The following is a 7,226-nucleotide window of genomic DNA, read 5'->3' on the forward strand; positions in this document are numbered from 1 at the left end:
CCTAAGCTATTTCAGGATATGGGCTGTATTTATTTTATTGTGAACTGACTATACCAGTCACAGTGGTATACACCGTTGGCTGATTGAGCAATTACAGCAGTTATTCAAGTCTGACTAGGGCATGTCCTCATTTCTATCTTCGTTTTTAAAATGAGGGCAGGCCCTAGAGCGTTATCGCTTTTATTTTTCGTCATTAATTTTACTAAAGCCATTTTTATCAAAGCTGCTTTTATCAAAACTAACATTACTGATGCCAGACCTACTTATGCCAAAGCCCTTTGATTGCTTCCCATTGCTGAGTAAATATTGAGTCATTGCCGTTGGTGGATTGATTGGCTTTTGGCAGTATGTGCTCGTAATAAGTACCCTTAAGAAGCTTAGTTAATAGACCTTCGCCGATGAAACCTTTACCATCGTTGAGTGTATTCGCGGCTTTTAGTAATTGACGGATATCGTATTGTAATGGGTTAATATCGGGGACTTGTTTTTGCACGTTTAGTAGCTCATAAACTGCGACACGAGCAGTACGAACAGAGCTCTCCATGGTAAATACCACATCATTATGTGTCTCGACGAACTGACCGACTAGACCCATATTGACACAACCATCAGGGACTATCTCAGGACGATCGCCTTTAGCACGAGGCATAAACATCGAGGTGATGTAGGGCATATAAGCCGTTCTGACGATGGTATTGGCCATGATATTCTCTATATCATCGAGGATACCAAGGTGATGACAGAGTTCGCTCAAGATCTCTTTGCCTGTACATTCTGGGATGGGTTTTTTGACATAATTGCCTTCTTTATCCATAAACAAGGCATATAGCCATACGACTAGCGTGTCTTTTGGCTGATCAGGGAAATGCGGTTGACGGTTACAAGTAAAGCTCATCAACCAGTTTGAATCCGTAATCGTAATGATGCCACCGGTCACTGTTTTACCCGTATAAGGATCGTTGACAGACAGCGTTTTGAGCTTATCAATAAAGGCAGACGGCTGGCAGGTCAACGTCGCCGACATCCAAGCAGATTTATCCACATGCTGATTAAATTTTTCTGGGTGACCAAAGACGGCAGATTGCTTAGCCAGATTATTCCATACTTTCCAACCAGACGATTGCCCCATACTGTCTTTTGTAAAGTCTAGCGTCGGCGCAGTATTATCATCACCATAGCGGGTATCTTCGGTCATGGAGCCAGTCGTCACGATGACGAAATCATTGCTGCCCATAGGAATGGTGGTTTGCTCACTCGCTTTCTCCGTAATGATGGCTTTGACCTTTTTGGTGCCTGTTACTTTATCAGCATGCTCAAACTCAATGTCTAAATCGGTAACGAGCGTGTCATACTGAAATTGCACACCTTTATCTTTTAAATAATTTTGTAGTGGCTTAACAAAGCTATCAAATTGATTGTATCTTGGGAATACCAGTGCAGACATGTCGTTTAGACCGTCCAATGCGTGTAAAAATCGATGCGTATAAAGCTTAAACTCAAGTAAGCTATGCCAGTTTTCAAAAGCAAACATGGTTCGCCAAAACGTCCAGAAGTTGCTGCTCAAAAAGCTGTCATCGAAATACTCTTCAATAGTGATATCGTCTAGCTCTTCCTTGGGTTTTAATAGCAAACGAATTAAAGCGAGTTGGTTGGTTTTACTCAATCCCAGTTGACTGAAGTCTTTTATCTCACCTTGCTTATGGATCAGGCGTGCAATAGAGTAATTGGGATCGGTGTCATTTGCTATGCGATACTCATCCAAGGTGCTATAAGGCGCAGGCATTTCAAGAGCGGGGATATCTTGGAATAAATCCCAAAAGTTTTCGTAAGTGAAATCCATTTCACGACCGCCGCGCACCATATAACCCGTCTCAGGATTGCCGCTACCATCTAAGGAGCCACCTGCCACGTTAAGATGCTCTAAAATGGTAATGTTTTCAGCGGATACTTTGCCATCTCGGATGCAGTAATAAGCACTGGCCAAACCTGCAATACCGCCCCCAACGATATAAACCTTACTGTCCTGATAAGCATCATTGGGCATCCCAATATTGCGCTGATAATTACCAATTTGGTCAGGAAAGGGTAAGCGCTTGCCTGGTATGTTTGCTACACGGGTTTTACTGGCATCAGGCTGGTGGATAAATGTGTCGTGGTCTACCGGATTATTGATTTGAGTCTTTATAATTTTCATAGGTTCATCCTTATTGAGTAAGACTGATATAAAAGGTTATTTGACTATGGCGTATCCTCAATTCAATCGATTACTTTTTAAATGGGCTAAAAATGGCTAAATTTTGCCAAACATCGTCAAATAGCTTATCAATATCTCGATATTATTTGCGCTACTTTCCTTGTTTGACGGCAATTTATCTCATGTTTATCACCATTTTTAAAATGAGGACACGCCCTTAAATTAAGGGTTTATAGACAGACTATAGTATGTTTTTATTAAACAATAATGACATCGGTTGAAAGTAATATAAGTACTTATTTGCCAAATTATGCGTTATCCATTGGCTAATGGCTGGCTATTTATGATGGTTGCTAACCACAACAAATTCTATGCAATTACGTAGGCGCTGTTTCATACGCTCCAGCAACGGCACAACCTTGATAGCTTTTATTATCATAAGTCAACGTCACCGTAAATTCATTTTGATAGCCATTATCATCGGTACAAATCTGGCTATTTATATTCATGATAATAGGCTTGCCGCTAACGGTACTCACGTATTCCACACCTTCGGCATAGGTCGAACGAGAGACAACGATGGTCGTTGGTTTCAAGAAATCTGCTTCAATGCTGAGTTGGTTGCCATCAATTACTGTGCGCCAACTTTTTTCTGTATTACCAAAAGCGGTGAATGCTGATAACGGTTCTTCGGTGCTGGATGGCTCCATGCTTAGCTGTTCGTCAGCGTTCTCTTTTGTCGTATTGGTAATGACCGCTGTTGATTCTTTTGCCGTGGTTGGTTGATGACTACTACAAGCCATTAGTGAAAGACTGCTTGCTAAGCACAAAGTACTAAAAAACAAAGGACGCATCGCTTTTCCTTTAATATTTAAAAGAGAAAGACTTTGTGAGCGCCTTTCTTTAGGGTTAGTTGAATAGCTGTATGAGCGAGTGATATCAAGCTCTGAGTGTACAACAGACAGCTATGGCAATCAGTGATAAGTGACGGTGATCCGCGATATTATATAAAATACAAACACACCCTCTATATTAGTATTATTAATATAACATATTTATAAAATTTCACAGTATAGAGCAAGATAAACTTGGCAGACTCTATAATCATAGAGATATTGATGACATCAATAGAAAAATTAGCGATTGACTTGAATATGAAGAAGCCACTTAAACAATAAGTGGCTTTTTTGTGCCTTGCAATGGCGGATAGTACAGCTATGCGCTTAATAAGGTGCATGATGTTATTGATGATAAAAAGAGAGCAGCGCTAAATGAGTACAAGGTTGTATTTACCAACGGCAAGCTAACTGTTGTTAATTAAAAGGTGCTGGTCGACAGATAAGAAAACAAAACTTTTGTCATCATACTGTCATGATGGCATCGTATCCTTGAGCCCACTATAAATGGTGGTTGCGTATCACTGATGTCTTTATTCATTAAGTGATGCATTGATGATGGTAGATGCATCAATATAAGGTTTATCTATGAGTGTTGCTGGTCGGCTTGGTAGTATTTCCACACGCATGCTGATTATTTTAGCATTGGCTTTTTTACTAATTATCCTGATGGTGTACTGGGTCATCGAAACCCAAGCTAAGCCTCGTATACTGGAGATGACTTCAGAGACAGTGGTTGAAACGGGTAACGAAGCCATTAATAGCATTATGGCGAATATCAGCCATGTTGACGGACTGGCAAAGGCAACCAGTGCGATGGCGGGCGGCTTGCCAAAAGAAGACGGTCTTTATAGAGAAACTTTTGGTAATCTCATGCAACAAACCGATCAACGGATTGTGGGCGGCGGCGTGTGGTTTGATCCAAATATGTACGCTCAAAATCGAGAGCGCCAGTCGTTTGTATGGGCGCGTGATGACGCAGGCAACATGCAGCCGTTAGAGCAGTATAATCAAGTGCGCCAAACGCCGAATCCCTATTATCGAGAGTGGTGGTACATTCCTGCGATGTACGCACGCCATGACCACTGTGTTTGGAGTCGTGCGTATGTCGATCCGCAAAGCAATCAGCCGATGATGACGTGTGCCAAGGCATTGTATGACAGTCGCAATCAGGCTTTTGATGGAGTAGTGAGTTTTAATCTGCTATTAGATAACCTCGATGAGGCCATGAAAAAGTGGCAAGATAAGCTGGGTGGTTATGTCTTTTTGGTAGACTTGGACAATCGATTTTTGACCTTTCCTGATCAATCTATGGTCACGCAAGCGACTGAAGATAATCCCCAAGGCGAGATGGTAACCGCGCATCAATTGGCCGAGAAACATTCAAGCTTTGCCCCTATTGCGGACAGCCTAGATAGCATTAACCAAACACTCATCGATGAGGCTGTTGCCAAAGATGAGAGTCGTTATACGCTCGCGGCACGTAGTATTTTGAGTACGACCAATCTGAATAAAATCAGCGAACAAGAATCCAAGTTGCTGTCAGCATTGCTGCTATTGAATATTGACCAAACGTTTAATCTGGTAGACAGTCACTTGATTGAGACCATCGCTGTGCCCAATGATTTTGTGTTGCAGCAGCCCGCCACCGCCTTTATGTTTCGTATGCCATTTACCTATTGGAAGATGGTCATCGTCAAGCCAAATAATGACATGATGAGCGTAGCAAATGCGTTGTCGAACCAACTGATTCAAACCATGCTACTGGGTTTTATTCCTATCCTGTTGTTGACCGCGTGGGTGTTCCGTCGCTACTTTACGCGACCGCTAAAATATATGGCACTAGCAGTGGCTGATATGGGCGCATTAATTGAGCAAAAAAAATATCAACAATTAAGCGCCCTTAAATTGCCACACTCAAATGTCAGCGAGATTCAAATCATCAGTGAGCAAACCAATCAATTAATTGACCGCGTCGTCGAAAATGAAGGCGCACTTGCCGAAATCAATGTCCATCTAGAAAAACAAGTCGCCGCCCGTACGCAAGACTTGCAGCAAGCCATGGATGAGTTAAAAGCCTCACAAGTGCATCTAGTGCGTTCTGAAAAAATGGCTACATTAGGTCAAATGGTGGCAGGTGTCGCTCATGAGGTCAACACACCGCTAGGCTATGTGCGTAGTAATATGGAGCTGGTCGGTGATAATCTCGTGCGTTTTGATGAATTGCTACAACATACCGATCAATTATTGCAGGCGTTAAAAGCGCCAACTATCAACCAAGAGCAAGTCAAGCAGCTGATAGAGCAAACTTTACAATGCTGTGAAGAGATTAAAGAAGATGAAGTCAGTGAAGATTTGGCAGATTTAATCAAAGATGGACTGTATGGCGTCGATCAAATTGCTGAACTGGTCGTCAGCTTGCGCGACTTTTCTCGACTAGACGAATCCAAAGTAAAAGATGTCGATATCAATGATTGCATCAATACCTCATTGATTATGGCTCGCAATAATTTAAAAACCTTAGACATCAATACCAATCTAGCCGAGTTGCCACTGATTCAATGTAATCCTTCACAAATTAACCAAGTATTACTAAACCTATTTAATAATGCCGCGCAAGCCATGCCGCCAGATCATAAAGGGACATTGCAAGTCAGCTCGTCTGTAGATGAGGCGCAGCAATATATCGTGGTACGCATTATAGACAATGGTGTCGGTATCGCAGAGCATATTTTAACGCATATCTTTGAGCCGTTTTTTACCACTAAAAAAGCAGGCGATGGCACAGGGTTAGGATTGGCTATTACGGCACAAATTATCGAACAACATGGTGGACGCATTGAGGTTAGCTCAGTCATTAGTGCGGGCACGACGTTTACCCTCATGCTACCGATACAGTCTATCGTTCATGAAAAGAAACCTTCGCAAGCCTTATTTGAAAGTTGAGAGACTTCCAACCATTTATTTAAAGAGAGCGTCATGCAAAAACCAAAAATCGCTTTTATCGATGATGAGCCGCGTATCTTGCGCAGCTTAAAAATGCATTTTCGCCAGTCACATGACGTATTTATTACTACCGATGCCACTGAGCTAATGGAATATGTCAGCACAAATGAAGTACAAGTGGTCATCAGTGACCAACGCATGCCAGATAAGCAAGGTACAGAAGTATTGAGTGACATCAAAGCAGCTTCACCAAATACTATTCGTATCTTGTTAACTGGTTATGCGGATCTGAATGCCGTGATGGATTCTGTGAATGAGGGCGAAATTTATCGCTATATCACTAAGCCATGGCAAAATGACGAACTCAAAAAAATTGTTAATAAAGCCACAGAAATTGCTCAGCAAACGCAAGAAATCACACAAAATTCTATGAAAAATGATGCAACTCAAAACCGTGTTAATAGTGGCACGGTTAGCAATCGCAATATATTGGTACTAGACGATGATGAGAGTGTCTATCAACAAATAAAAAGTCATTTTAAGAGCGCTTATACCGTGAGCTGGGCGAGTAACCTTGAACAGGCCGCAAAGTTATTACAAAAAAAACGCTTTGGTGTCACGATTACAGATTCGACGCTCAATAAAGAAAATATTACGCCCATCGTTTATGCCTTAAAAAATATCCAGCCCGATCTGATGGTGCTGATGTTGACTGAGTTCAAAGATGCTCATATGGTCATTGATTTAATTAATAAGGGTCAGGTATATCGCTGTCTACCACGTCCGACTAACTTCTCTATCATGAGTATCAGTCTTGATCGGGCTTTTGATCATCACGAAAGATTGGTGCAGCAGCCGATACTGGCAGCTCGTCATCATGTTGAAGAAGTGCCGGAGTCAGAGGCTTTTAACTTTTCTGAAAGGCTAAAAGGTTTCTTTGCTAAATTCAGAGGTTGGCGCATTAGTAGATAAAAAAATAGGGCACGCTAAAAATGCCCTATCCATAATTTAAAATATCATTGCCTCCTATGTACATGAGAGACGTTTTTATTGCTCGTGATTCATTTGCTCGTGATTCATTTGCTCGTGATTCATTTGCTCGTGATTCATTTGCTCGTGATTCATTTGCTCATGGTTCATTTGCTCATGGTTCATTTGCTCATGGTTCATTTGCTCATGGTTCATTTGCT

Annotated in this window: 4 protein-coding genes; 2 read left to right on the forward strand and 2 right to left on the reverse strand. The window is 41.6% G+C overall.

Annotated features, from left to right (window positions below; translation table 11 throughout):
* Nucleotides 1-259: 259 nt before the first annotated feature.
* Nucleotides 260-2,194 (reverse strand): oleate hydratase, encoded by a 1,935-nt coding sequence (locus tag I3252_RS12330; RefSeq protein WP_238035405.1) that lies wholly within the window; start codon nt 2,192-2,194, stop codon nt 260-262.
* 377 nt (nt 2,195-2,571) lie between these two features.
* On the reverse strand, nt 2,572-3,048 hold the full coding sequence (locus tag I3252_RS12335) for a hypothetical protein (RefSeq protein ID WP_238035406.1): 477 nt from the start codon (nt 3,046-3,048) through the stop codon (nt 2,572-2,574).
* 630 nt (nt 3,049-3,678) lie between these two features.
* Between I3252_RS12335 and I3252_RS12340 the strand changes: the two genes are divergently transcribed.
* Nucleotides 3,679-6,036: an ATP-binding protein gene (locus tag I3252_RS12340; protein ID WP_238035407.1), complete on the forward strand. Its 2,358-nt coding sequence runs from the start codon at nt 3,679-3,681 to the stop codon at nt 6,034-6,036.
* A 33-nt stretch (nt 6,037-6,069) separates the two neighbouring features.
* Entirely contained in the window at nt 6,070-7,008 is a 939-nt protein-coding gene (locus I3252_RS12345; RefSeq protein WP_238035408.1) for a response regulator, read from the forward strand.
* Nucleotides 7,009-7,226 lie beyond the last annotated feature (218 nt).

Source organism: Psychrobacter sp. Ps4, assembly GCF_022129285.1.
Classification (GTDB): Bacteria; Pseudomonadota; Gammaproteobacteria; order Pseudomonadales; family Moraxellaceae; genus Psychrobacter; species Psychrobacter immobilis_A.

Bases quoted from the DNA above. Each gene is read 5' to 3' on its own strand.
- I3252_RS12340 (WP_238035407.1), top strand. From the start codon at position 3,679: ATGAGTGTTGCTGGTCGGCTTGGTAGTATTTCCACACGCATGCTGATT.
- I3252_RS12330 (WP_238035405.1), bottom strand. From the start codon at position 2,194: ATGAAAATTATAAAGACTCAAATCAATAATCCGGTAGACCACGACACA.
- I3252_RS12345 (WP_238035408.1), top strand. From the start codon at position 6,070: ATGCAAAAACCAAAAATCGCTTTTATCGATGATGAGCCGCGTATCTTG.
- I3252_RS12335 (WP_238035406.1), bottom strand. From the start codon at position 3,048: ATGCGTCCTTTGTTTTTTAGTACTTTGTGCTTAGCAAGCAGTCTTTCA.